This is a genomic window from Stutzerimonas sp. (assembly GCF_982611455.1).
Window position 1 is genome coordinate 1 of record NZ_CEXBBO010000013.1, and the last position, 23,484, is coordinate 23,484.

The following is a 23,484-nucleotide window of genomic DNA, read 5'->3' on the forward strand; positions in this document are numbered from 1 at the left end:
TGAGAAGCGACATTTACTGAGCCTGGAAAGTGTCTAAGAAATCCGGGGCGATTCATCACTACTGACATCGTTTTCTTCCAAAAACTAGAGGCTGGCAGCAAGGCCGCCGATAGAACATGGCTCGATGTCGGCGAAGTACGAGACAGAGAGAGTGGAGAGGCAATATCGATCAATCGGTATTTTGCCGAAAATCCGCAGCAGATGATCGGACACATGGCGATTCAGCATCGCATGCACCGCGATGCTGCGGACTGCATCGCACCTCCCGGCACTGACCTTCGTAGCGCAATCACGACGCGCTTAGCTTCGATTGCGCCACGCTACAGTGCCAGCCATGCGGAAGAGCCTCCCCAAGATGTGAAACCGACGCTCAGTCTGGACCCGCACTTGAAGATCGGCTCGCTGTTCGTCACGCCGGATAGACAGATAGCGAGGCGGCTCCCTGATCTTCTGGACCAGCCCGACTACCAGATTGTGGTCCCGAAAAATGAGCGGTCGGCGGCGCGGATCAAGGGCATGATTGAGGTCCGCAACGCTCTGACTGAGTTGATGCGGGCCGAGCAATCTCCCACTGCGGCCGGCGCAGACATAGACCGGGCGCGCCTTACCTTAAATCACGTCTACGATCGTTTTGTATCTCGGCATGGCCACGTTAGCAGCCAAGCTAACAAGCTGGTAATGGCTGAAGACCCCGAGTACCCACTGCTCAACGCTCTGGAGAGCAACTACGATAAGGGTATCTCCCGTGACGTTGCGCGCAAGCATGGCGTAGAGGCGCGACCGCCATCTGCCGAGAAGGCGGCGATATTTGTAAAACGGGTTATGTCGCCTCGCGTGTCGGTAGAGCGTGTTGATACTGCGAAAGAAGCGCTCGTGGTTTCGATGAATGAAGCCGGTCGCGTTGACCTCGGGCGGATGATGCGACTGACGTCAAAAGCAGAAGCTGACCTTGTGGCCGAGCTGCAGGGTTTGATCTATTTCAATCCCCAGGGGCAGCGATGGGAGACATCCGATCAATACCTCACCGGCAACGTGAAGCGGAAGCTGCAGGAGGCGGAAGCGGCTGCTGAGCACAACCCGAACCTCAACGCTAACGTCGAAGCGCTGCGGTCGGTTCAGCCCCAGGACATCGAGCCCGTCGACATCTCGGTTCAGCTGGGCTCAAGTTGGGTACCTGCGCGTTACGTCGAAGATTTCATTCGGCACACGTTGGGAGACGTGACTCAATCCGTGTCCTACCAGGAGGCGCTGGGGAAATGGATTGTCAAAATCACCGGTGGTGACCATACGACGAATTCCGTCACTTGGGGAACTGACTCGTATCGGGCGCCTGAGCTTATCGAAGCAATCCTGACCAACCGGCCTATTCAGGTAAAAATTGAGATTGGGCGCGACGAGCAGAACCGTCCGATCTACAAGATCGATGATGCAAAGACCGCGGCAGCGAACCAGAAGGCCGACGAAATCAAGCAGGCGTTCTTGGATTGGGTGTGGGAAGACAAAAGCCGGCGAGAACACCTTGCCGACATCTACAACAGCCGATTCAACACGAATGTTCCAGCTCGTTACGACGGGTCCCATCTCGAGCTTCCGGGCGCGTCGCTTGGGATCAGTTTGCGACCGAACCAGAAGGACGGTATCTGGAGAGGCATTCAAGACGGCACAGCACTATTCGATCACGTCGTAGGCGCAGGCAAAACCTACACCTGCATCGGGACAATTATGGAAAGTAAACGCATGGGCCTGATGAACAAGCCCATGCTTGTGGTTCCGAACCATTTGTTACTGCAATGGAAGGACGCTTTCTATTCGCTATACCCGCACGCGAATGTTCTCGTGGCAGAGAAAACGGACTTCAAGAAGGAGAATCGTGAGCGCCTATTCGCGCGCATTGCGACTGGCGATTGGGATGCAGTGGTCGTCGCACATAGTTCTTTCAAAAAGATTGGAATGCCAGCCGATACGTTAAATGAGATTCTCTCGGAGCAGATAAGCGACCTGACTCGCGCCATCTCTGAGTTGAAAGCTGAGAGAGGCGACCGCATCACGATTAAGGAAATGGAAAAAGCGAAGGAGCGCATGAAGGAGAGGCTTGAGCGCAAGGCGGATACCGGCGCGAAGGACAAAGCAGTCGACTTTAGCCAACTTGGTGTTGATGCGTTGTTCGTCGACGAAGCCCAAGAGTTCAAGAATCTTTTCATCACCACAAGTCTTAGCCGAATCTCGGGACTGGGCAATTTGTCCGGTTCTGAAAAAGCGTTCGATCTTTTCGTTAAGTGCCGCTATCTACAGAAGAACAATGACGGGCGCGGCGTCTTCTTCGCGACCGGAACGCCACTAAGCAATACTATCGCTGAGCTTTACACCATGCAGCGATATCTTCAGTACGACGAATTGAAGGCGAGAGGCATAGTGCATTTCGATGCATGGGCCAGTACGTTCGGGCAAGTAGTGACCGGATGGGAGCTTGATGCTACCGGCGTAAACTACAAACTAAATAGCCGTTTCTCAAAGTTTCAAAACGTCCCTGAGCTTACCTCGATGTATCGCACGTTCGCGGACGTAATCACCAAGGCTGACCTTGATCGTCAGGCAGAAGAGCGTGGAACACGTTTTCCAGTTCCAAAAATGAAGGATGGCAAGCCACAAAACATCATCGTTGATCGAACAGAGGCGCAGGCAACCTATATGGGTGTTCAAACCCTTGTCGCAGACGATCAGGGCCAGCCAGTCATCCGGCCCGACGGAATGCCAATCCGACAGTGGAACGCCGGCTCAATCATCCACCGGATGGAGAACTTGCCGGATGATCCGAGGATCGATAACCCGCTGAAAATCACCAACGATGCTCGTAAGGCCGGTTTGGATTTCAGGCTTATCGATCCGGAGGCAGCGGACGAGCCCCAGACTAAGATCAATGTGGCGATCGAGAACATTCTTAGGCTCTATTACGAGTGGAGCACCGATCGCGGCACTCAACTCGTCTTCTGCGACTTATCGACACCAAAAGCTAAGAAGCAAACGTCTCTAACGCCCAGCGGTGCGGCTGAAGATGGTGACGACGTTCCGGCGCTTTCAATGGATGAGATCTTGGCCGGAAGCGCTAAATGCAGCGTGTACGACGATATCAAAGCGAAGCTACTAGCGAGAGGCATTCCCGAAAGCGAAGTGCGCTTCATCCATGACGCGACTACCGATCTGCAGAAATCGAAGCTCTTCGACGAGATGAACCGGGGCGACGTGCGGATTCTGCTCGGCTCAACAGCCAAGATGGGGGCAGGCACCAACGTCCAGCGCCGGTTGGTGGCCCTACACCACCTCGATGCGCCTTGGAGGCCTAGCGACCTTGAGCAGCGGGAGGGGCGCATCCTGCGGCAAGGTAACGCCCTGTATGAGCGTGATCCGGACAACTTTCAGATTGAGGTACTTCGGTACGCGACTAAGCAAACGTATGACAGCAGGATGTGGCAGACCATTGAGTACAAGGCGGCGGGGATTGAACAGTTTCGCAAAGGCGACAGCCTTCAAAGGGTGATTGAGGATGTGGCCGGAGAAGCTGCAAATGCGGCCGAGATGAAGGCAGCAGCAACCGGCAACCCTCTGATCTTCTTGCAGGTCCAGCTGTCCTCCGACCTCAAGAAGCTCGAGGCTTTGTATTCCAACCATAAGCGGAACCTCCATTCCCTTGAACGGCGGATAGAGTGGCTATCCTCGGCTGACGAGCGAGCAGACAAGGCTGTTCAGCGCTGGACCAAAGAAATCGACCGGCGGAATGCGGCAGCGACACCCGACTTTAAGTTCGTGGCGGGAGGGCGGACCTATGGAAGCGACGACAAGCCGGCGCTAGTAAACCGATTTGCCTCAGTGATGAAAGAGGCGCATCAGATGAAGACGGCGTCACCTTGGGAAGCGCCCCGGCTTGTAGACGTCGGAGAGTACCGCGGCTTTAAGGTGCAAGTGTCGGTGCATTTAGATACCGCACGGTTCACCGTCTTTGGCCATGACAGTTACGAGCCGGACAATATGCGCTACTCCAAGGACGACAGCTTTAGCCTCAACGGATTTATCAATCGGATGGACAATTTCCTAGATAAATTCGAAGCGTGGCGTGCCGCAGCGGAGCACGGGCGACACCGCGAGAAAGAAGAGCTCCAGAAAGCCGTGGCTGAGAAAGCCAAGCCGTTCTCTCAACAGGCGCGCCTGGAAGCTCTGCGTCAGGACGTGCGCGACGTCATGTCCGAGTTGAAAATTATGCAAGGCGATCCGGAGTACGTGTCCACATGGAAACCTAGTAGCCAGCAACAAAATGACCAGAGCCGGTACAGGGCTAAAGCCGCTAGCTAGTGGTAGTTACCATCGATCTGACGTCAGCAAGAACTTAGCGGCCGGTGTTGCGTGTACGCCTCTAGGGGCGTACATTAGCCGAATCAGGGGACGGTAGAGAAAACGGACAAAATCGTACGCTAAGCATGCGGCCTGTCAGGTTGAGGCCATAGAGTTTGACGTTTAGGCGTCAGATAATGCAGAAAGCGGCCCTAGTCTGACGCGATGCCAGTGAGCCGACTGACGCCCAGTTGAGGTGTACCCTAACTGGGCGCGGCTTCTGCGACTGCGTGACATCCGTAGCTTCGCACTTAAAATTGTCAGTTTCAGAAGACGACTGCACGAAATGTCAGAAGTCGACTGCACTGCAGTCGGTAGAGCTGGATTGGGATGGTCGGTGAGGCGCCTAGATGGTCGGGCCGCTATCGACCCAGAGCCGGCATCACGGGCGGCTCTCGGCGTCGTGGGCGTGGCCGATCGCCTCCCGCAGGCGCCGGTCCAGCTTGCCGCAGTCGAAGATGACTTTCTGGAAATGCACCGCCTCGACGGCATCCAGCGGGACGTGGAAATCGCCCGCGTTCTCCACGTACACCACCAGGCTGTCGGCGGAAACCTCCCGAATGGCGCCGAACGCATCGTCTCCGTCGGAAACGAATGTCTGATAGCCGATATCGATCTGCTCGCGCATCATGCACCTCCTTTCACGTGAATCCAGTGTACGGTGAGTCGTCAGCCACGCAGCAGCGCCGACTCCTCCAAGTCGAGCTCGCGCTGTACGCGACGGAAGGCCTCATTGCTCAGCCGGCCATCGTCGCGCAGCCGAACGAACTGTTCTCGCTCGGCGGCAATCATTTCGCGCGCGAGCTGGCGGTAAGTTTCTCCTGCAGATGCCTCGGGCTCGCCCTCGTCGAGCTCCTCCTGTGCGGCCGTCTGGCGATTCTCGGCGCGTTGGCGGAGCTGGTCGACCACTTCCGTACGCGCGACCCCCGCTTCCACGATCTCGTCCAGGCGATGCAATGCAGCCGTCGCCGCCGCGCGGCGCGCCTCGACCTCCTGCTCGGTATCGCGCCGGGCCTCCTGGTCCGGGTGCGATGACCGCGGCATCGGCAGGGTGAACGCCTTGCCGTCGGGGCCGCTGTACTCGCGGTCGTCGTTGGGCCGGCGAGTATACACGTTGCAAACGGCGTTTCTATCGCCATTGACATTCGGATCAATCGTAGAATATCGGGCCTTGAGCGGCTGCCCGCGCCGAACCCGCGCGGCCGCGCGGCCGCTCGGGCGCTAAGCGCGCCGGGCCGGCCAGTCGCTGCCGAGTGCGATACCCTGCTCGACCAGCCGCCGGCCGTAGCGCAGTTGCGCGCGCTCGGCCGCAGCGAGCGCGGCATCGATATCGTTCCCAGCATCGACCAGCGCCGCAGCCAGCCGGGCCGCATCGAAACAGGCCTTGGCCGCCGCAGCGGCGGTATGCGGGCGTACCAGAAAGGCGGCGTCGCCGAGCAGCATCACGCGCTCGAACACCGTGCGCTCCACCGCGATATCGGTGATCTTCTGGATGAACGGCTCGGCGGTCGCGGCCACCAGCTCGGCCATGACCGGGGCGAGCTCGCCCTCCGCCCGCCGTCGCAGCGACACGAGCGCCGTTTCCGAGGCACTGCCGCGCGGCAGCGAGGCGTGGTGGCGCGTGCCAAAGCGGTCGGTGAGGCAGGCGGCGAGTTCGTCGTCGTCGGCAGCCACGTACCACACCCAGTTCAGCCGCCGCTGGCCGACGCGCACATCGGCACCGTCACCGGGAATGAGATAGACCAGCATGTGCCCGCCGGAGCGCGCCTCGCAGAAGGTGAAGCAGTCATCGAAAGCCGCCAGCAGGTCGGCGCCGACCTCGGCTTCGGGTACCGTGCCGCGCCAGGCAATGTAACCGGCGTAGCGGGACTCGACCCGCGGTTGCAGCGCGCGCCGGGTGGCTGAATGGGCGCCGTCCGCGGCCACCAGCAGATCGGCCTCGATCGTATCGTGGTTGACAATTTCGACCGCGACGCCGCGCGCGCTGTTCTCGTAGCCCGTGACCTGGGTGTCCAGGTGGAACACGGTTTCTTGCGCGTGCGTTGCGGTGACTGTCATGCGGAGCGGCTCGTGGCTTTCAGTTGCAAGCGCCGGGGGTTTTGCCCCAGTTGCGGGGCCCGGCGCATGGCCGAAGCCGCGGCGTTGCTGGTGGACGAGGTCTTTCCTGAGCAGCCGGTCAGACAGTGGGTACTGAGTTTCCCTTATCCGCTGCGCTTTCTGTTCGCTAACAAACCCGAGGTGATGACCCGTGTGCTGGGCATCGTCTACCGGGTTATCGCCACGCACTTGATTAGCAAAGCCGGCTTCACCCGCACCCATGCACGCACGGGCGCAGTCACCCTGATCCAGCGCTTCGGTAGCGCCCTCAATCTGAATCTGCACTTCCACATGCTGTTTCTGGACGGGGTGTATGTTGAGCGCGGCGATGGCCGGATTCGCTTTCGCTGGGTCAAAGCGCCGCTGAGCGCGGAGCTCACCCACTTGGCCGACACCATCGCGCGCCGGGTCGGGCGCTACCTGGAGCGCCAGGGACTTTTGGAGCGCGATGCCGAGCATAGTTGGCTGGCAGGCGAAGACCTTGATCAAGACCCTATGAGCACCGTACTGGGGCATTCGATTACCTATCGTATTGCGGTGGGGCCCAACGCCGGACGCAAGGTGATGACGCTGCAGACCCTGCCGGCGGAGGATCCCCCGTTTGGCGAGCAGGCGGGACAGGTCAGCGGCTTCTCCCTGCACGCCGGCGTGGCCGCGCGCGCGGATCAGCGGGACAAGCTGGAGCGACTGTGTCGCTACATCAGCCGACCGGCGGTGTCGGAAAAGCGTCTGTCACTGACAAACAGCGGCCTGGTGCGTTACCAACTCAAGACGCCGTACCGCGACGGCACGACCCACATCTTCTTCGAGCCGCTGGATTTCCTGGCGCGCCTAGCCGCTCTGGTGCCACGGCCACGGGTGAATCTCACCCGATTCCATGGGGTGTTCGCACCGAATAACAAGCTGCGGGCGCAGGTGACACCGGCCAAGCGTGGTAGGCGGCGCCACGGTAGCGGCACCGAATCGGATGACAAAACCCCTGCCGAGCGCCATGTAGCCATGACCTGGGCGCAACGTCTCAAACGCGTCTTCGATATCGACATACAAACCTGCCAAGCGTGCGGCGGCGGCGTCCGGATCATCGCCGCGATCGAGGATCCCGCGGTGATCAAGAAGATACTTGACCATCTGGATCGACAGGGCGCCCTGCCACTGGCGAACCATCAACCGGTGGCGCGCGCGCCACCCGTCCCACAGCTTGTTCCGATTCTGCATTGACGCTTCGGCGCCGTTGACTCACACGACGGCAAGGTTGAGTTCGTGCCGGCGTTGAGGATGCGGCCTTCTGAGGCGCTCAGGGGTTGATTCTGACCGTATCGCGCGCCTGCCGCGCGCAGATTGGCTCAGCACTGGGAGAGACAACGCCCCCACATTGCCCCAAAGCCTGACACGAACTATGATCAGCTACTCGGGAAAGGGCGTTTGTTGTTCCTATACTCGCTAATGCTACGCCGACAGCGTGGCCAGCGAAAGCACGCAACACGCATGGCTGCAATGCATTCAGGCTATGGACGGTGGAATCAATATGGGTATCACCACTCACGCGCCTTATACGCAACGCTGAACTCAGCCGATGCCTTTTCGATGCATATGCCCACAATCAATTTCGGGCTAGACGATCCGCCCACACTGACCTTAAACCGCGCGGACGATAGCTGAGACCGTCAGCCAAGGCGCATTTTGCACTGGCCGCGGCGCCCATTGCACTCACGTCGCGAGCGGGGCGCAGCGACCCGCGTCATGAGGCAACAAAACCTGTCGATTTGTTCGCCGTGGTCATCGCAAATACGCTTTGGATGAAACACCGGACCGTTCGCCTATCCTCGACAGGGCCGTTTACATCGCTACAAAGCAGCCACCATCGATCCTATCCACGACTCAGGGATAAGGTCTGAGCACGGCTGGCAACAGTCGTGTCATGCGTTGCCCGGGACCGCCACCCAGAAAGGAAATCCGCCCTGAGTCGCTACGTCCCGCACGACCTTGAAGGTATTCATATCAATCACCGCGATCTTGTCGTCCGCAGTCACGCTGACATACAGCCAGCGCCCATCGGCGCTCGCACGCACTCCATGTGGGCTCTGGCCCACTTCGATCGTGGTGACCTTCTTCAATGTCTTTTGATTGAGGATCGTGACTTCGCGACCTCCGATGGCAACCGTGGCTACGTAATCACTATCTGGAATCACGTCGATGCCCCCGTGACTGGGCCCGATGTCGAAATGCGCCAGAACCTTCTGCGTGGCGATCTCCAGCACGGCCACGTGGCCCGTGAAGTCGCGTATCCACAGGCGCTTGCCGTCGGGAGACAGATCCAGGTTATGTGGCGTGGGCATCCCCTCGACCGGGATTTCGCCACTCTTCGTCTGCGTTGCCATATCGATGACGGCGATAGCCCCGCCGCCCTGCAGGGTCACATAAGCGGTCTTGCCGTCGGCCGTGAAACGCGCATTGTGCGGCGTCTTTCCGACCGCGATCTTCTTGATTAGCTTGTGCTTTTCAAGATCCAGCAGCGCAACCTCGCCGGGACCCGGCACGGCCGCCAGGCCGTAGTGGCCGTCGGGCGAGATCTTGACGCCCTGGGCGGCTTCGCCCACATCGAAGGTGGCCAGCTTCTGACCGGAACCGGTATCGAGCAGATAGACCGCGCCGGTATCGATATTGCTGACCAGTAATTGCTTGCCGTCTGCGCTCAGTGAATCGTAGTGGGCGCTGCCCATATCCGGGTAGACCTTGCCGGACGCAATATTCTCGACCGCATTGGCGTTTTGCAGCGCGGCATAGACAGGCCCCGGCACAGCCGTCGCCAACGACACGTCGGCCTTGAGCGGCTTGCTGGCCTTGGCCGCCTTGTCTTGCTCTGAGTCGGCAGCCGTGGCGCCTGCATCGGCCCCGAGATTCAAGCTCGAACGCGCATCGTGAACCGCGCTGGCACTGAGCGATTTGCTGCGCTCGGCGGCGATTTCCTTAGCCGTGTACGGCTTGAAATCGGCCGATAGATCCTGGTTGTTGCCCCAGGCTGTCAGCACATAATTGAGTGCATCAGCGATCTGGGTATCGTCGAGTCCATCTGCCCAGGGCGGCATGGCGCCGTTGTAGGTCGTGCCGTCGACGTCGATAGAGCCGGTCAGCCCGAACAGCAGCACATGCGCCAGATACTCGCGGCCACCCTCGACTGCCAGCACCGACGGCGCATGCCCGGCCTGAGGCGGAAAGGCGCCGGGTATGCCCTTGCCATCGGCCTGATGACAGGCCGCACAGTTCTGGTTGTATACGGACGCGCCGGGGCCGTCGCTTTTGGCGGGCGCGACCGCAGCAGACGCCTGATCGCCCGAGCCACCCGCGGCAGACGACGACGCGCCCGCGGCCTGTGCCGAGCTATCGCCGCTCTGACTGACCTGTTCCGGGGTGACCGTATCCTGATCTATGGTGTCGGGCGTGTAATGCGATTGCAGATACTCGATGATCTGCGGCACCGCGTTTTCCGGTATGTACTGCTTGGCACCAAAGGTGTTGAGCATCTTGTGAACGGTGTCGTCCCATTGCTGGGCGGACAGCGGCGGCTGCATGCTGATATAGGTCGTGTTGTGACAGACCGAGCAATAAGCCTCGACCTGGGCCTTGCCCTTGCCGTCCGCCAGCGGCGGGGTATAGCTCGGCCAGTCGCCGTGAATACCGTAGCTGGATCCGGTATCCAGGCTCTCCGGTTTGGGCTGATCGGCGCTGCCGAGCACGCCCTGGCCGTATTGGCCTTCGCTGACATAGCCCGGCGGATTGGCGTTCGCGCCGGCCTCGTCGGACTGATATGCCCAGGCGCCACCGGCCGCAACGACAAACGTGACCGCCAGCATCGGGATGGCCGCGCGCCGCAACCGTCTTGTATGTGTCTGCTTCATGTTGTTCTCCCTGCCTGCTGTACCGCGCTCAAGCCGCCGGCCCGACGGTGAGTTGTTGTTGTTCGATCTTGTTCCATAGATAACCACCCGGGTTCCAGAGCCCGTCCTTTGGCTGGATATTGCCCTTGGCGTCGGTAGCACGCACGGCGAGCATGTACTGGCCCGGCTTGTCGGGCGTGAAGTCCGCATGCCATTCGCGAAAGCTGTAGGGGCCGTGATCGGTACCCAGCGTGGCCTCGCGCCAGTTCCGGCCGCCGTCGGTGGAGAACTCCACCCTGGTGACCGGCCCGGTACCGGAGAACGCCACCCCGCGCGCGGTCAGCGGCATGCCGGCCACGGCCTTGGTCGCGCCGTCGGGCGTGGCCATGAACGAGCGCACCGGCATGTTGACGTTGCCGATCGGCACCATCGCGACCTCGTCGTTTTTCACGGCCTCAGGCGTGGTCGCACCATCGGGCGTATCCGGAATCTTGTAGGCCTTGGCCATCCAGAAGTTCGTATCCTCGTGGTCGAGCAGGCGAATCCAGGACACGTGCTTGACCCAATAGGTCGCGAACTTGCCGGGAAAGACCATTCGCGTGGGAAAACCGTTGAGCATGGGCATCGGCGCGTCATTCATGGCATAGGCAATGATCGCCTCGTCCAGCGCCGGGTCGTCGATATCCCACGATTTCATGAACGCATGCGACCCGTAGCCCGCCGGGCCCTTGCCGAAATCCAGGCCCTGGAACTGGATCTGCACCGCGCCCTTGGTCACGCCCGCTTTTTCAAGCACATCACGCAGACGCACGCCGGTCCATTTCGCGTTGGCGATCGCGCCGTTGCCCCACTGGCCACCGGCCATGCGCGGGGTGAAATAGCTGCGGCTGTTGCCCGAGCATTGCAGCACGGCCGCTACATCGTGCGGCTCGTAGTCGTTGAGCAGGTCGGCAAAAGTCAGCGACAACGGGCTGTCGACCTTGCCTTCGACCTTGAGCCGCCATTTGGCCAGGTCGACGCGGTTGGGTTCGCCCGGCAGGTGATAACGCACGAACATCGCCTCGTTGGGCGTAAACGCAGACGCGAAGTAATGGCGCGGCGTCTCCAACTGCACCGGGCGATCGGTCAGGCGCAGCAGAGGCAGCTTCTGCGGAAAAATGACGTACGGCCCGATCGAGTTCCAGTAGGGATTGGGCTCGGGGCCGATATACGCCGGCATCGCGGTTCCGGTCTGATTGGCCACCGCCGCATTGGCCCGCCCGCTTGCTGCCTCCAGGCCGAGCCCGGCAAAGGCCAGCCCGGCCGCGCCCATGCCGGCGCCGCGCAGCAGCGCGCGCCGTGACGCATCGGTCGGCTTGTTGTCGCTTGGATCGTTATCTCGCATGGTCTGTCTCCCGTTATCTATTTATTCAGCTATACCCCGCGGCTTGCCGCGGCCACCTTCCCAAAGGGTGAGAGACATCAGTTCTCCTCTGTGGTCGACCGCGTGGTTTCATACCGCACGGTTGAAAGACATTTGATTGTGCTGCGGCGTTTGCGTGCCGCTTGTGTCGACTGTACGACCCGGCCTGTCAGCCTGCAAGCAGCAGGCCACCGCCCAAGGCCAGGCCACTGATCCACAGCGCGACGACCGCGCCCAGAAACAAAGGCTTCCACCCCAGCCGGGCAACCGAGACCAGACGTGTCTGCAACCCCATGGCCACCATGGCCGCAGCCAGCAACGCGGAATCGGCCGTGATCAGCGTATGGTGCATCGTCTCGGACATCGGTACGAAAGAGTTCACGACCACCATGAGCACGAACAACAGTACGAACAGCGGAAACGGTGACCCGGCCTTGGCCTCGCCGGCCCGCCGAAGGCCGCCTTAGGGCAGCTAAAAAGCGATGCTCTTCGCTTGAGCGGAGGCCTTCTACTTAACAGCCCAAACCTCGTCCGCCAGCTGACCCTTCCGATAGGTCATGGTTTGAATAACCTGAAGCTCTTTTTGGCCTTTATACAGGACCCTGGCAGAGACAGTTGTTTCGTCCACAGATGCTTTCTCAACCAGCTCTTCTATGTTTGCGGATAGCGGACCTTGGCCTTCCACGAACTTTTGCCACACTTTTTCGATCGAGTCTGTACCGTCATACGATCCCTGCAATGGCCCACCTTTCCAGGAAAGATGGGCATAGGGTGCATACTGGCCTAGCAACGCTGGCAGGTCATTTTCCGCTATTGCCCGGATGTGTAGCCTGGCGTCATCTTCAGCCGTGCCGGCTTGTGCAAGACCTGCAGAGGCCAGGAGAAAGAGAGTCATGGGGAGTGCTTTGATATTCATAGGGGCGTCCTAAAAGGAAAGAACCAGCGTACTCCGTGTGAGCACACGCTAGTACTACGCCCCGCTAAGGTTTTTATTCCGAATTTTTTCTGGAGACTGGAATAATTTGCTCACCTGATCGTCTAGCGTCTGACAGCTAACCAAGCAGGCCTCTAATCAAATGACGCAAGGGATCACAGACGAACAGTTCCGAGAGCTTCTTCCTCGTCTTCGCCGTTTTGCTCTATGGCTCACGCGAAACAGCGCTACCGCTGACGACCTAGTGCAGTCTTCGGTCGAGAAGGCTTTAACTTGGCGCGGTACGCGTCAGGAAGACGGCGATCTACGCGCTTGGTTGTTCACCATTTTGTATCGGCAGTTCATCGACGGCCAGCGTCGCCAGCGTCGCTATGCTCGAATACTTTCAATTTTCACTTATGTTGACGAAGAGACCAGCGCTACTGAGGATGTAGCCGAAGCGCAATCCACGCTTGAAGCTTTCGGCAAGCTCACAGCTGAGCAACGAGCATTGCTCCTCATCGTAGGAGTTGAAGGGCTAAGTTACCGCGAAGCGGCAGAAAGCCTGGGTATTCCTATCGGGACCGTAATGTCCCGGCTGGCCCGCGCCCGCCAAGCGCTACGCGTTTTAAGCGAAGGGCAGATTAATCTTCCATATATGCGGTTACTGAAATGAAGCCGACCCTACCGACCTCAGATGAATTGAGCGCTTTCATAGATGGCGAACTCCCACCACGTCGAATGGCAGAAATCGAATCGTTAGCGGCCAAGGACTCAGAGCTAGCTCAAAAAGTCGCCTCGCTTGAATACGATGCTCAGCAGCTTCGGGCAGCGTTAGCTGGGCTTCCTACAAGTGCGCCTGCGATTGAGTTAGATCCGGCACGGCTTCGAGTTGAAATAAAGCAACGGCGGCAACGGCTCGTTGCGACTGCGGCTTCGCTAGTCCTAGCGCTAACGCTTGGCATCACTGGGGGGTGGCATGGTCGAGGAGCATTCACTCCATCAACTGGCCTGCCGATGGCTGACGCTGTTGAAGCCTATCGCTTATTTAACAGCGTTAGCTCTCCGGCCGTTGATCTCGCTACCCATGAAACCAGCACACTGCAGCGTTGGCTTGATTCGCACTTTGAGGCCGCAGCACCCATGCCGGACTTCGAACCGTACGGATTTCGGCCGGTCGGCGCGCGCTTGATGGCCACCGACCAAGGAGCCGCCGCCATGGTGCTGTATAGGGATGATCGAGGCGAGACCATACTGTTTTACGTTCGGCCTCCAGGGCACAAAACTATTGGCCGAGGTAGCCGACGAGCTGAGGGCTTAGTCGCCCAATACTGGGCGGACGGGACGTATCACTATGCTGTTGTGAGCCAAGGCACCAGTCCAAGATCCGCAGCCGTACAGCAAGCTATAGCTCCTTTGATATAGCGCGAATCGATAGAGCAGGTCCGGTGTAAGGTTCAGACGTGAGGAATGATAACGGCCTGTAAGCAAATATTAACAACTGGCCTATGAATGCGATATTCCAGGCAAAGGCGCGTGAGAAGCTCTGGGCGATATCTCGAAGACTGGAACCAGCCGGCCGCTTACAGATGACGGAATTAGGGATTCCTCTACCGCCCCTGCAGCGAGTCCATCCGGACGCTTAGAGTGGGTTGAGGCGTTCCGATGTGAGGCCGAACTGCGCTTCGGCAAGCTCCACCATCGTCCGAGTCGAGTTCGCCAGTGCAGTGGGCCGGGGTAGCTTCCGCATCCGTGCTCAGTGTCGATCAGGTATTTTGAAGAGTGGGCAAAGTAGGCCTAGCCGCTTGGCACCCCGAGAGCGCGGCCCTGTCATTGTTCGGCGCCCCCTTACTCTCAGTGATCCGCACTGGCATGTCGCGCTGAGGCGAGCCTGCCAGTTCGCGGCGGGGGTTGTCGGAGCTGCTTTAGACATCCCCTGGCCCGTGGTGTGCGCAACAGCATCAAAGCTGCGCCCAAGCTGAAGTAAAGTGTCCAAAGTGCGATATCCGATCGAACCACCCACAACATGTGCAGCAGCACTAAGCCGAGTATCAGGTAGACCAGCCGGTGCAGTGTTTTCCAGCGAGCACCAAGCATACGCATGCTAAAACGGTTAGATGTCGCCGCGAGCACGAGCAGACTCAGCCACGCCAGTGCTCCAACGATGATGTAGGGACGCTCGGTCAGCTCTGTACTGAGCTGCGACCATTCCTCCCCTAAGATAAACAGCAGATACGACACCAGGTGTAAGCATCCATAGGCGAAAGTCCATAGGCCGAGCTGTCTTCGGACTAGAGACCAGCCGGCCCAGCGCGTCACCCATTGCAAAGGCGACAGCGACAGCGTGAGGAGCAGGAGAATTAGGCCTCCAAGCCCTAGCCGCTCGACCAGTACTTTCCCCGGGTCAGGCCCGAGCGCAGAAGTCCACGCCTGATAGAGCCATAGCAGCGGCCAGACGGCCGCAGCGATGAACACTGCGCTGCGAAAGACCGGATGCTTCATCAGTAGAACTTGCTCAGATCCATCCCCTGATAAAGGCTCGCCACCTCGTCCTCGTATCCATTGAACATTAGCGTGTCGCGTACGTTCGGGCTGAAGAGATTGGTAGGCAGGCGCCGCTCGCGGGATTGCGTCCAGCGCGGGTGATCCACCTTGGGATTAACATTGGCGTAAAAGCCATACTCCTGAGGCGCAAGATTCTGCCAAGTCGTGTACGGTTGCTCTTCAACGAGGCTGATGCGCACTATCGACTTGATGCTTTTGAAGCCGTATTTCCAAGGTACGACCAGCCGCATCGGCGCACCGTTTTGCTCGGCTAGGACGCGACCATACATGCCGACCGCCATAATCGTAAGGGGATGCATGGCTTCATCCATTCGCAGCCCTTCGCGATACGGCCAGTCAATCAGACCAAAGCGTGACTTCACGGCTGGCATCACTTCGGGCAAAACCGCCGTCTGGAAGCTCACATACTTGGCGCCACCCGTGGGTTCGGCACGCTTGATCAGCTCAGCGAGGGGGAAGCCCAGCCAGGGAATAACCATCGACCAGGCTTCCACACAACGCAGCCGATAGATGCGCTCCTCAAGCCGGTGGGGCTGCACGAGGTCTTCAATACTATAGGTGCCAGGCTTGCCTACCGCGCCGTCTATTTCAACCGTCCAAGGCTGCGTATCCATTGCACCGGCACGTTTCGCCGGGTCATCCTTGTTTGCGCCAAATTCATAAAAATTGTTATAGCCAGTTGCGTCGTCGAAGGGCGTAATGGCTTCTCCACTGGCTATCATTGCCTTCCACCGAGCGGCCTGCAGTTTGTTGGAAAACCAAGCCGGTTGCTTGCCTGGCACCTGAACGTCATATGGCCCCGCTCCCTGCTCCGCGCGGCAAAGCCCCGGCAAGGCGATTGCAGCGACGCCAGCAGCACCTGCTATGAACCGCCGCCTAGATAGATATAAAGCTTCCGGAGTGATCTCCGATGGCTGGCAACGGGAATTGCTTGGTATCTCTACTAGCATGAAGGCCTCGCTATGATTCGTTGGCCTTGCAGCGATCCACTGCGGGCCTTGACCCGTCCGATGCCGCTCCGATTGCGCGTTGCAGGCGTACCTGCCCCAGCCGGGATAACTGCAGCATCAAGTCGGCTGGGATTATGAACGCACTCGGTTGCATACCGGCGTACTCGTATTACGAGCGCCACTACGATTTATTCCCAAAAGCGTTAGGCTTCATCGAAATCTCTTTTCATGGGCATCCAGTGCCTGGAACGAGGACTGCTTCGTAGTCCACTGACGTCAAATGCGAGCAAGGACACTCACCGATGCCAGCCCACCACCGGTCAGAAGGACAAACAGGCACAGCGCGAGAGCAAACGGTTTGATCCCCAATGCAGCCAGCTTTTCCAGCCGCGTCTCGTATCCCAGCGCCGCCATGGCCATGGTTAGCGCGACCTGACCGGCCAGCACCAACCCGTCATGTAGTGCTGTCGGCAGATGCACAATGCTGTTAAAGCCAACCATCACCAGGAACCCAAAGGCGAACCAAGGGATCACCAAGGTCCCCCGCCTGGTGCTATCCGCCGCGGTTCGCCGCTTGAGCCACCATTGGCCTACCAGCAACAGGAAGGGGACCAGCAGCATGACGCGTACGAGCTTGACGATCACAGCGTTGGCCAAGGCCGCTGGTCCCACTGCGTCGCCAGCGGCGATAACCTGCGCCACCTCGTGAATCGTTGCTCCGAGGTAAACGCCAAACTGAGCTTCGTCCATTCCGGTGAGCGGGTACAGCAGTGGATACACGAGCATCGCCAGCGAGCCGAACAACACTACGGTTGCCACGGCCATCGAAGTCGCCGCAGGACGTGCGCGAATGGTCGCTTCGGTCGCCAGTACCGCAGCCGCCCCACAAATCGCACTGCCTGCGCAGGTTAGCAGCGTGGTCTCGCAATCAAGCCCGAGCACCCGGGTGCCGAATTGATACCCGACCAACATCACGGTTCCGATGACGAGTACGTCGAGGAGCAGGATAGACGGACCCAGTGCGCCGATCTGCTGCAGCGTCATCGACAGGCCGAACAGCACGATGCCACCCCGCAGCAACCAGCGCGTAGCGAAATGCAGGCCGGGGCGCGCTGCCGACGCCAGCCGTTCGAGACGGGGCAGATTACCCATAATCAGGCCCAGCAAAAGCGCAAACACCAATGGACTGAATCCGCTCTCGCGCAGCCCAGGGATTAGCTTTAAGCCGTAGCCGCCGGCAGTCAGGATTCCACAGAGCATTAGCCCCTGCCACATAGTCGCTCTCCTCTGGCGCTTGTCGTTGCCCAAGGCTAGGTGCAAGGTAACGGCTATGTGAAAGTGGTTATAACGATATAACTAGTCGGAAAAAACACTATGCATTTAGGAGTTAGTTTTCGTCACCTACAGGTTTTCGTCGCCGTAACGCGCGCCGGCACCGTCAGCGCGGCCTCGCAAAACCTGAGTCTGTCGCAGTCGGCCACCAGCCAGTCGCTTGCCGATCTCGAGAAACACCTCGGCGTGCCCCTCTTCGAGCGACTCGGCAAGCGGTTGCAACTTAATGAGCTAGGCCGTCGACTGCTGCCCAAGGCCGAGCAACTGCTATATGACTTGGACACCTTCGTCGAGTCCGCTCGCGAGCCAGATGGTGAACTCCAAGGCATGCTGACCGTTGCGGCCAGTGCAACTATCGGAACCTACTTACTGCCTGGGCTGGCTGGGCGGTTCAGCGAGCGACACCCAGCGGTGGACCTTCAGATACGGCTTCGCAATACCGGCGAAGTGATCGCTGACCTGTTGCGGCTTGAGGCTGACCTGGGCCTGATCGAAGGCCAGTGCAGAGATCCGAAGCTCAAATCTGAAGTCTGGCGGCACGACGAGATGGTGGTAGTTTGCAACCCGGCGCACTCACTTGCCTCGCAAGGGCGTCTAGCCGACTCGGACATTCCGACCGAGCCTTGGATCTTGCGTGAACCCGGCTCGGGTTCGCGTGCGGTATTCGAAGCGGCCGTCCGTCCGCTCGTCGAGCGCATTAGGGTGCGAATGGAGCTGAGCCAGCACGAGGCCATCAAGCAAGCCGTACGTACCGGCTTCGGGTTGGGCTGCCTGCCGCGGCTAAGCGTGGCTGGTGAACTGGGGCGCGGCGAGCTGGTAGCGCTGGAGACAGACTTGCCGCTGACCCGCACCTTCTCGCTCGTATGGCACCCTGAGCGCTATCGCAGCCCGTTGTGGCAAGCCTTTAAGGTGTTTCTGCAGGAAGACGACCAGACGCTCGCAAAGCAAAAAGCCACCCAGTCAACGGCCAACCAGGTCAGGTCACTTTAATCTCGACCATTAGGCCAGCGATGCACAGCGCGGTGGCCATGAAGCCATCATTCAGGCGCCGCAAGGGAGCGGCGCTTTAGTGTGGCAGGTCGCTTTTCAATCCGTCCTCTCGGCCTGCTTCAGCTGGCCAAAGCCTGTTCATGGGATAAATCCGCGCACCGTTCGTACTCCGTCGGCCCTCTGGCACAAGGTGCCCGTCCTCGAAGATTTCTACGAAACCCTCAATCCGGGCGGCGGTTCGACACATGACTTCATAGGCCAGATATTCTTTGCGTGCTTATAACAAGGAAGGTGTACGCGGATGATGTAGGGGTAGCATGGCGGTGATCGTCCAGCATTTGAAACCCGTTTAGATATCCAGTAGTGAGCTTGGTGATAGCTACGCATGCTGCCGAAAAAGAACTCTTGTCCCTACCTCTAGCTTACCCAGCTCTCTGTGCCGGTGGCTTTACGGTGCGAGGAATGAACGGCTCCGCCCAGTAAGCTTGCTGGCTGAGCACATTGCAGGATCACCGCTGACCTAGTTACAGGCGCGCCAACATGGTAAGCAGCTGACGATACGGTATCAGCGGCGTCGATAATCACCATAACTAGACTTTCTTCTGCATCAGCCAGCGAAACATGATGATGAAGGCATTGGGTAACTCCGCCCGCTTCGACAGAGGATCTATGCCATGAATCATTTTGCCGCCATCGCCAGCATCGTCAATGCATCTGCGTTCAAGCCGATAGTGCGCTGAAGAAAGAAATAGAGTTCGAGCAGAAGCTCAAAGCCCTTCTCGAAAAATATGACATGAGCCTGAAAGATATTATCGGCATCTTCGAACCAGACGCCGGCGGGAATGCGCGTAAGGGCGCAGCGCCCACGGCTAAAATTTCCCGTCGTGAGCGGATCGTTAAACGTTATAAGAACCCGAGCAACGGTGAGATTGTTGAGACGAAGGGCGGCAACCACAAGGTACTTAAAGCTTGGAAGAAAGAATATGGAAATGACACGGTTGAGAGTTGGCGACAATAATTAGGCCTGTTGGATGAGCCGCGCTTGCCTTAGCTCTTTGAGCGCACCCGTTCAACCTTGAACGGGTGCAGTCCTACACGACCGGCCCAAACCAGTGAACTACAAGCGATATTGGATAAACGTTCTTTAGTTCCCTTATCTGCGGCCGACCGCCTGGTCTAGATCCGCGCGTGCTAGGTTACAGGACTTGGCGTTGAATGATATCGCCCAGCTTATCGGCACTGCCGGCGACTATCACTAGGTAACGTTTGAGCCCTTCCTTCGGCTGACTGACGACCTGCCTGATTGGTCCGACAGCGTTTACGATAGCAGCGCCTGCTGGATTGCTGTTAAACGAAGCCAAAGGCTGCAAATGTCCTGTTCCATCCGACCGTTCAGCAAACGCAAGCGTATATGGGTGCTTAGGCTCCAACCCTGTCACCGAAGCCTGTAAGACTTGCGTTAGGCCCTGTTCGAATAGGGTGACTGTAGTCGGGACAGCTTCACTATCTTTTCGTCCAGAAGGAGCAAGCTTTAGCTGAACGGTCTGCGCCGCGAGACCGAGCGGTTGGAGATTTGCCTTTCCATCTCCTTCAGGCACAGCGTTAGGAACGTACACAACCGCCTGAGGTGCTTGGCCTATCGCGATGTTTTTTACGACCTTATTCGTCTTGGTGTCAATTACAGCGAGCGCATCAGCATTTTCTAAACCAACGTACATACGACTGCCGTCACCAGATGGCCAAAGACCATGCGGAAGATGCCCTACGTCGATCGTAGTCAGAAGGTCGAAAGTGTCAGTGTCGAATACTTGAACCTGATTGAGACCACCCACGGTGACATATGCTCGGGTACGCCCATCAACGTGAGCGAGATTAACGTGGTTGGTTATAGGTCCCGTATCAAGTGTCCGCATCAGCTTGAAGGGTGGCCTTGCGTCAAATACCTGGACCTTGCCAACATCTTTGAGAGTAAGCCATAGCTGTTTGCCGTCGGGGGACGCTGCTAGATCGGGGCAGAAAGGGCTTGCCTGTGGGAGCGTTCCGACAACCTTATGGTTAGCTAGATCGATTACGCTAGTTTCAGGGCTGAATGACGAGCAGACATATCCGTACTTACCGTCCGGAGAAAATATCTGCATTCCAGGCCCCGCGGGGACTTTGATCCGTGTCTTCTGCTCAAAGGTCTTCGTATCGATCACAGCGATGTAATCTTCCCCGCGGACTGTCACCCACACTTCCTTCCCGTCAGGGGTAAAAAAAGCTTCGTGAGGTGAACGGCCTAGATAAGTCACGTGCTTGATTGAGTTGGTTGCAGTATCAATAAAGCTGACCGAATTTGAGCCGATTGAAACGACCGCTAGCGTGCGGTGATCCGGTGAGAAGCCCAAACCATGTACTAATACCTGGCCACGATACAAAGGACTGAGATTTCCCGGCTGTGGATCGCCAAGACGTATTACCCCCAACAGTTCATTGCTGGCTGGGTCAGTAACAGAAACCGTATTGGAAAATTGTTCTGCAGCATAAACACGGTCACGATGGCTGATTGGGATGTCGGGCTTGTTGGTTGAGCCGGGAACTTGTCCAGCGAACAATGGCGCCGAGAGCGTTACCAAGGCGGCCGCAATCGCCGCGCGGAGACGTAAGCGATGTGTCATAGATAGCTCCGATTTAGTGGGGGGTATGGTGCGGATTGGTAGGAGATTGCTGAACCGAAGCAGTAGTTTGTGTCGGCAATGGATCGCCGATAGCGAGTCTCATTGCAAAGATTTCTTGCTCCTGAGTGATGATGATTTCTTGAGCTAAGCGCTTCAGGGGTTCGCTAGTCCCGTAGCGGAGCATGGCTTGCGCCATGTCTATCGCACCCTGATGGTGCGGAACCATCATCTCAACGAAATCGCGATCAACGTCGCCTGTTGGAGATACGTGCATGGCTTCCATCATGCGTGCCATGGCAGCATCGTTATCCGCTACAAAACCAGATGGTGCTGAAGAGTGGTCCGTATGACCTTCACAAGCGAAAGCGGTGGTGCTGCAAGCTAAAACACTGAGAAACAGTACTAGCTGGGCAGTTGGGTATGTCGGTAGCGCTTTGGTTGTCATCGCTCGATCCTGAAGTGCGTTGTGTGCAGTCAGGACGAACCGCGTGCGTATATATTCCGCGGGAGCAAACTTATTTTGGCGGCGGCGATTGGTAGCGTCGGTCGCAAGCGAAAGTCTGACGCTACGCAGCCGTTGACCTTTGCGAACGAGCTCTATTGGCCGGTTAGCGACGGCTTGGCCGTGGCCGTCGCTATGCATCGCACGGTCAAACTTCGGTAAGCTCCGCCATCTCCAAGGCGTCGTCTATCTCGGTCCCGAGGTATCGGACAGTGCTTTCCGGTCGAATTAAGGAAATATCCAAAAGATATCAAAATAGAATTAAGTCTTTTGAGGCGAAGCATGAGGAACTCCTGCGCATCTTTAAAAATACGCCGTTGAGTAACGACATGGCGGCTTATGAGGAGGCAGTGGAAGAGGCTTATGGGTTGAATGTGCAGGCGGGATGGATCTCTGATTACGGAGAATTCGATCAGTCGGATTACTTTGATCTGCTTATTAAGCAGGATTACAGGGGTAGATCAATCAAGAAACTCAAGGATATCCCCGTTGAGCTAAAGGGGAATTTTCCGGATTTCGATGAAGAAGACTTCGCTAGCTATCTGGCAGAGCTAAGGCAGGACTGCCGGTGTGCATACGATGAAATGGCCGAGGTATATGTTGGTTTAGAGAACAGCTTGTCCTCATCCGATTTTCTAGACATGGTTTGGTCTGTGCATGAGGAGATGACCGAACAAGATAGTCTTCAACTTGGCGTGCTTGTCGATAATCTTTGTGCTCTATGGGAAGAGTACGTAGGGCTCGCGAAGAGCCTTTTATGCATGGCACATGATTTTGGCGACCTTGATAGAGATCCCAGTTTGATGCGTGCCCTGCTTTTTAATGAGTGATGTTTGGGATGCGAGCATGAAAGATTGTTTGGTTTCTGTTTCTGACCACGTTTTTTTTAACGTGGTGACATCCGCGCTTGAGGCTTATAAATTGGCCCACGTTACTGATGGTGGATCCTGTTCTCACGTGGAGACCTTCGGGCATTTATGGGGGTACGCTACGAAAGACGCGCTGGGACTAGCTACTGTATATCGTCTGGTTTGGTCGGACACGTCAACCGCCGTTAAAAGGTCAAAGGATTCGGTTACGTTTGACGACGAGGCCTACCAGCTGAAGGAACGTTTTATAGATAGCTTTTTTCCGGAAGTTTCTTATATGGGTGATTTTCACAGCCATCCATATAGCCTAGAGGATGACAAGATCAAAACCGAACTTGAGTTGGAGCGAAAAAAACTTTACCAATTCTCTAAGCCAGACTTCGACTCTGTGCGCCAACTGCAAAATGACGGAGCGGACTACAGAGTCGGCTTGGTTGCGACAGTCTACAGTCGTGACAAGAAAGTAAACAGATCCACAGCTTGGTTAGATGATCAAAGCTGTTTGAGGTTTCAATATGATGAATTGACAATATGGCTGAAGGCTTATGTCTGGTCTGGTGATGCTATTGATGGCTTCCGGAGAAAGACAGATAAAATGGTTCGCCTCATTTGCCCTGCAGTAGGAGCTGTATAATTCTGGAGCAAAGACGCCGTTGCATCGTTTTCAGGATGTTGAGTTGCTTCCATACCTGCCTTCGGCTGAAACCTTCAGCCTGGATGGTTACTTTAAGAGCGATGCGTTGTCTTCGGCCAACTGGACACGAAAAAACTGCTCGCCTCCAGGTTCGCTTCATGCATTCGATTGAACCATATATCGCACAGCGAAGCGTTGACGCATATGGGAAAGGTGTATTCCCAAAAAGAAGAAGCCGACCGGCAGTCCAATAAACTCTGTCTCTTGCTAACGCCAGTGCTGCAGGTTCAAGTAGGTAATCGGAGCGAAAATTTA

At 57.6% G+C, this 23,484-nt stretch carries 17 protein-coding genes and 3 pseudogenes; 7 read left to right on the forward strand and 13 right to left on the reverse strand.

From position 1 onward, the window contains the following. The first annotated feature begins 213 nt into the window (after positions 1–213). Positions 214–4,344: a helicase-related protein gene (locus AC2LD7_RS09910; protein ID WP_484597587.1), complete on the forward strand. Its 4,131-nt coding sequence runs from the start codon at positions 214–216 to the stop codon at positions 4,342–4,344. Positions 4,345–4,765: 421 nt separating this feature from the next. Here AC2LD7_RS09910 and AC2LD7_RS09915 read toward each other — a convergent pair whose 3' ends face one another. The 3 genes from AC2LD7_RS09915 to AC2LD7_RS09925 form a co-directional block, all read right to left on the reverse strand. Next, complete coding sequence (locus AC2LD7_RS09915; protein ID WP_045430973.1) at positions 4,766–5,011, reverse strand: hypothetical protein; 246 nt, start codon at positions 5,009–5,011, stop codon at positions 4,766–4,768. Positions 5,012–5,052: 41 nt separating this feature from the next. Beyond that, positions 5,053–5,496, reverse strand: coding sequence for a hypothetical protein (locus tag AC2LD7_RS09920; protein ID WP_045430974.1), 444 nt, complete (start codon positions 5,494–5,496; stop codon positions 5,053–5,055). A 108-nt stretch (positions 5,497–5,604) separates the two neighbouring features. Beyond that, complete coding sequence (locus tag AC2LD7_RS09925) at positions 5,605–6,441, reverse strand: FAD binding domain-containing protein (protein WP_052649222.1); 837 nt, start codon at positions 6,439–6,441, stop codon at positions 5,605–5,607. On the opposite strand from AC2LD7_RS09925, the pseudogene AC2LD7_RS09930 reads away from it, so the two are divergent. Beyond that, a pseudogene (locus AC2LD7_RS09930) lies at positions 6,400–7,698 on the forward strand (transposase); the annotation flags it as partial. The gene AC2LD7_RS09925 and the pseudogene AC2LD7_RS09930 sit on opposite strands and share 42 nt — an antisense overlap. A gap of 698 nt (positions 7,699–8,396) precedes the next feature. Here AC2LD7_RS09930 and AC2LD7_RS09935 read toward each other — a convergent pair. The 4 genes and pseudogenes from AC2LD7_RS09935 to AC2LD7_RS09950 all read right to left on the reverse strand — a co-directional run bounded on the left by AC2LD7_RS09935 (position 8,397) and on the right by AC2LD7_RS09950 (position 12,673). Beyond that, positions 8,397–10,352, reverse strand: coding sequence for a c-type cytochrome (locus tag AC2LD7_RS09935; RefSeq protein ID WP_196766729.1), 1,956 nt, complete (start codon positions 10,350–10,352; stop codon positions 8,397–8,399). A 52-nt stretch (positions 10,353–10,404) separates the two neighbouring features. Beyond that, the gene (locus AC2LD7_RS09940; protein ID WP_196766728.1) at positions 10,405–11,739 is read right to left on the reverse strand and encodes a molybdopterin-dependent oxidoreductase; all 1,335 of its coding nucleotides are present in this window, start codon (positions 11,737–11,739) and stop codon (positions 10,405–10,407) included. Positions 11,740–11,926: 187 nt separating this feature from the next. Further along, positions 11,927–12,175 (reverse strand): annotated as a pseudogene (locus AC2LD7_RS09945) (putative sulfate exporter family transporter); the annotation flags it as partial. 90 nt (positions 12,176–12,265) lie between these two features. Further along, complete coding sequence (locus tag AC2LD7_RS09950; RefSeq protein WP_045430986.1) at positions 12,266–12,673, reverse strand: hypothetical protein; 408 nt, start codon at positions 12,671–12,673, stop codon at positions 12,266–12,268. Positions 12,674–12,833: 160 nt separating this feature from the next. Here AC2LD7_RS09950 and AC2LD7_RS09955 point away from each other — a divergent pair, with 160 nt between their 5' ends. Beyond that, on the forward strand, positions 12,834–13,346 hold the full coding sequence (locus tag AC2LD7_RS09955) for a sigma-70 family RNA polymerase sigma factor (protein ID WP_045430988.1): 513 nt from the start codon (positions 12,834–12,836) through the stop codon (positions 13,344–13,346). Positions 13,347–14,524: 1,178 nt separating this feature from the next. On the opposite strand, the gene msrQ is transcribed toward AC2LD7_RS09955, so the two are convergent. From msrQ to AC2LD7_RS09970, 3 genes are all read right to left on the reverse strand, one after another. After that, positions 14,525–15,172, reverse strand: a complete 648-nt coding sequence (gene msrQ / locus AC2LD7_RS09960) for a protein-methionine-sulfoxide reductase heme-binding subunit MsrQ (RefSeq protein WP_045430994.1) — start codon at positions 15,170–15,172, stop codon at positions 14,525–14,527. Continuing rightward, entirely contained in the window at positions 15,172–16,185 is a 1,014-nt protein-coding gene (msrP, locus tag AC2LD7_RS09965) for a protein-methionine-sulfoxide reductase catalytic subunit MsrP (protein WP_045430997.1), read from the reverse strand. The genes msrQ and msrP overlap by 1 nt, the downstream gene beginning before the upstream one ends. 276 nt (positions 16,186–16,461) lie before the next feature. Continuing rightward, entirely contained in the window at positions 16,462–17,460 is a 999-nt protein-coding gene (locus AC2LD7_RS09970; RefSeq protein WP_045430999.1) for a YeiH family protein, read from the reverse strand. Positions 17,461–17,559: 99 nt separating this feature from the next. On the opposite strand from AC2LD7_RS09970, the gene AC2LD7_RS09975 reads away from it, so the two are divergent. Then, positions 17,560–18,507, forward strand: a complete 948-nt coding sequence (locus AC2LD7_RS09975) for a LysR family transcriptional regulator (protein WP_045431003.1) — start codon at positions 17,560–17,562, stop codon at positions 18,505–18,507. A 712-nt stretch (positions 18,508–19,219) separates the two neighbouring features. Next, positions 19,220–19,525, forward strand: a complete 306-nt coding sequence (locus AC2LD7_RS09980; protein WP_081262867.1) for a histone-like nucleoid-structuring protein, MvaT/MvaU family — start codon at positions 19,220–19,222, stop codon at positions 19,523–19,525. Between the two features lie 178 nt (positions 19,526–19,703). Here the strand turns inward: AC2LD7_RS09980 and AC2LD7_RS09985 are convergent, their stop codons facing one another. From AC2LD7_RS09985 to AC2LD7_RS09995, 3 genes and pseudogenes are all read right to left on the reverse strand, one after another. Continuing rightward, positions 19,704–21,164, reverse strand: coding sequence for a YncE family protein (locus tag AC2LD7_RS09985; RefSeq protein ID WP_045431008.1), 1,461 nt, complete (start codon positions 21,162–21,164; stop codon positions 19,704–19,706). A gap of 13 nt (positions 21,165–21,177) precedes the next feature. Continuing rightward, the gene (locus AC2LD7_RS09990; protein ID WP_045432266.1) at positions 21,178–21,609 is read right to left on the reverse strand and encodes a DUF305 domain-containing protein; all 432 of its coding nucleotides are present in this window, start codon (positions 21,607–21,609) and stop codon (positions 21,178–21,180) included. Positions 21,610–21,814: 205 nt separating this feature from the next. Next, positions 21,815–21,886: pseudogene (locus AC2LD7_RS09995) on the reverse strand (integrase); the annotation flags it as partial. Here AC2LD7_RS09995 and AC2LD7_RS10000 point away from each other — a divergent pair. Then, on the forward strand, positions 21,879–22,496 hold the full coding sequence (locus tag AC2LD7_RS10000) for a hypothetical protein (protein ID WP_484597663.1): 618 nt from the start codon (positions 21,879–21,881) through the stop codon (positions 22,494–22,496). The pseudogene AC2LD7_RS09995 and the gene AC2LD7_RS10000 overlap by 8 nt on opposite strands. A gap of 16 nt (positions 22,497–22,512) precedes the next feature. Beyond that, positions 22,513–23,169: a hypothetical protein gene (locus tag AC2LD7_RS10005; protein ID WP_156155734.1), complete on the forward strand. Its 657-nt coding sequence runs from the start codon at positions 22,513–22,515 to the stop codon at positions 23,167–23,169. Positions 23,170–23,484 lie beyond the last annotated feature (315 nt).